We start from the raw sequence: 2,863 nt of genomic DNA on the forward strand, positions 1-2,863 counted from the left end.
CCATACCGAGACGTCGAAGCTGAATGGGGTCTTTTGCAAGACCGTGTCGCCAGCACCCAGGGCATAAGCCTCCTGCATCCAGCACAGGCGGTTGAGCAGCGCCAAATGCCGGTTGCCGGCGCCCTTGGGCTGGCCGGTGGAGCCGGAGGTGTAGATCACGTAGGCGAGATTCTCGCCGTCCAGGGCGATCTGCGGGTTTTCTTCGCTGTAACCTGCCAGGCTGGCTTCGAGCTGATCCAGGGCCAGGCACTCCACCTCACCGCCAAGTGGCAGCTGCTCCAGCAGATGCGCCTGGGTCAGCAGCAGTTTCACGCCACTGTCTTCGAGCATGTAGGCCAGACGTTCGCGTGGGTATTCCGGGTCCAGCGGTACATAGGCGCCACCGGCCTTGAGTACCGCCAGCAGGCCCACCACCATTTCGATCGAGCGCTCCACCGCCAGCCCCACCAGCACATCCGGGCCGACCCCGGCCTGGATCAGGCGATGGGCCAGGCGGTTGGCCCGGCGGTTGAGCTCGGCATAGCTCAGGCGCTGCTGACCAAAGACCAGGGCCGGGGCTTCGGGAGCCAGGGCTACCTGTTCCTCGATCAACTGGTGCACCTGGCATTGCAGCGGGTAGTCGCGCTCGGTGGCGTTCCACTGATGAACGATGCGCTGGCGCTCTTCAGCCTCCAGCAGGGCCAGGTCCTGTATCGGCAAAGTCGGATCGGCCACGGCCGAGCGCAGCAGGTTCTGCCAGTGGCGCGCCAGGCGCTCGATGCTCGCGTGGATGAACAGGTCGGTGGCGTAGGTCAGGGAGGCCCAGATACCCTCGGCGGTTTCCTGGGTGTCCAGGCTCAGGTCGAACTGGGCGCTCTGGTTATCCCACTCCAGGCTGGCCACTCGCAGGCCGGGCAACTGCGTCTCGCCGGCGTCGGCCTGGGCATTGGCCTGGTGGTTGAACATCACCTGGAACAACGGGTTGTGGCTCAGGCTGCGCTCCGGTTGCAGCGCCTCGACCAACTGCTCGAACGGCAGGTCCTGGTGGGCCTGGGCTTCCAGCGCGCGGCGCTTGGCCTGCTGCAGAAGCTGCGCAAACGTCAGCTGCCCGTCGATATCGGCCTTGAGCACCTGGGTATTGACGAAGAAACCGATCAGGCGCTCGACTTCCACTCGGTTGCGGTTGGCGATCGGCACCCCGACGCGGATGTCCTGCTGGCCGCTGTGGCGATGCAACAAGGCCTGGAACGAGGCCAGCAGGACCATGAACAGGGTCACGCCCTCACGCTGGGCCAACCCCTTGAGTGCCGCTACCAGCCCTTGTTCCAGGGCCACATCCAGGCGTGCGCCACGGTAGCTCTGTTGTGCCGGGCGTGGATGATCGAACGGCAACTCCAGCACCGGCTGGACACCGCCGAGCAGCGCCAGCCAGTACTCCAGCTGCCGCGCCTTCTCCCCTGACTCCATCCAGCTGCGTTGCCACAGGGCGTAATCGGCATACTGGATCGCCAGGGCCGGCAACGCGCACTCCTGCCCCTGGCTGTAGGCGGCGTACAGCTGCATCAGCTCCTGGACCATGACCTGCATCGACCAGCCATCGGACACGATGTGGTGCTGCACCAGCACCAGCACGTGCTCTTCTTCCCCCAGGCGCAGCAGACTGGCCCGCAGCAATGGGCCTTGCAGCAGGTCGAAAGGCCGGGCCATTTCCTCCTCTACCCGTTCCTTGAGGCGGGCTTCGTCGATCGGCTCCAGGACGATCTCGATCGAAGCCTGGGCCAGCACCTGCTGAGTCATGCGATCGTCTTGCAGATGCAGGCGGGTGCGCAGGCTTTCGTGACGCGCGACCAGGCTATCGAAGCTGCGCTGCAAGGCCGCGATGTCCAGGCGTCCGCTCAGGCGCAATGCGCTGGGCACATGATAGGCGGCACTGTCGGGCTCCAACTGCCAGAGAAACCACTGGCGCTCCTGGGCATAGGACAGCGGCAGGTTGTCGTTGCTTTCGCGAACGGAGGCGATGGGCAGTTGGGCGAAGCTCATGCCACGGCTTTGCAGGCGCTGGTAGAACTGCTTGCGCTGCTCCAGAGGCAGTCGAAGAAAGCGCGATACCAGATCGATGTTTGGGTTGGAAAGCATGGTTCAAATCGCCTCTAGTTCGCTCAAGAATTCACGAAGATCATCAAAATCAGCCGCACTGCCAGCGCGACAAACGCTGGCGGCCTCGACATAGGCCCGCAAGGATTCGGTCTGGAACACTTCCACCAGTGGCACTTCCAGGCCCAGCTCGGCCTGGACCCTGGAGGTGATCTGGATCGCCAGCAGGGAATGGCCGCCCACTTCGAAGAAGTTGTCGTTGAGCCCTACCTGCGGCAGGCGCAGGACCTCGGCCCAGATCGCCGCGATCTGTTGCTCCAGTTCGCTCTGCGGGGCCACGTAGGCCTGCTGCATCTGGCTGGCGTCCGGTTGTGGCAGGCCCTTGCGGTCCAGCTTGCCGTTGGGGGTCAAGGGCATCTGCGCCAGGAACATCAGGTGGGTGGGCACCATGTAGTCCGGCATGCGCGCCTTGAGGGCACGGCGCACGGCGTCCCGGGCACTGGCCTGGGCATTGGCATCGTCGACCAGGGCTGGATCGAACATCACCAGGTAACCCACCAGTTGCTTGCCGGTCGGCCCGTCCTGGGCCACCACCACCGCCTCCCGCACGGCCTCCTGCTCGCGCAGGCGCGCCTCGATCTCGCCCAGTTCGATACGGAAGCCGCGGATCTTCACCTGGTGGTCGACCCGACCCAGGTAGTCCACCACCCCATCGGGGCGGCCACGGGTCAGGTCGCCACTGCGGTACACCCGGCTGCCCGGCGCGCCGAACGGATCGGGCACGAAGCGT

2 protein-coding genes are annotated in these 2,863 nt (G+C 65.1%); both read right to left on the minus strand.

Going from position 1 to position 2,863, the window contains the following annotated elements:
* Window positions 1-2,115: condensation domain-containing protein (locus tag CAG11_RS32810; RefSeq protein WP_143494889.1), on the minus strand; the 2,115-nt coding region annotated here is incomplete at its 3' end.
* A gap of 3 nt (window positions 2,116-2,118) precedes the next feature.
* The coding region (locus CAG11_RS32815; protein WP_143494891.1) for a phosphopantetheine-binding protein at window positions 2,119-2,863 on the minus strand (745 nt) is incomplete at its 5' end.

This window comes from Pseudomonas sp. B6(2017), from assembly GCF_002112765.1.
Classification (GTDB): Bacteria; Pseudomonadota; Gammaproteobacteria; order Pseudomonadales; family Pseudomonadaceae; genus Aquipseudomonas; species Aquipseudomonas piscis.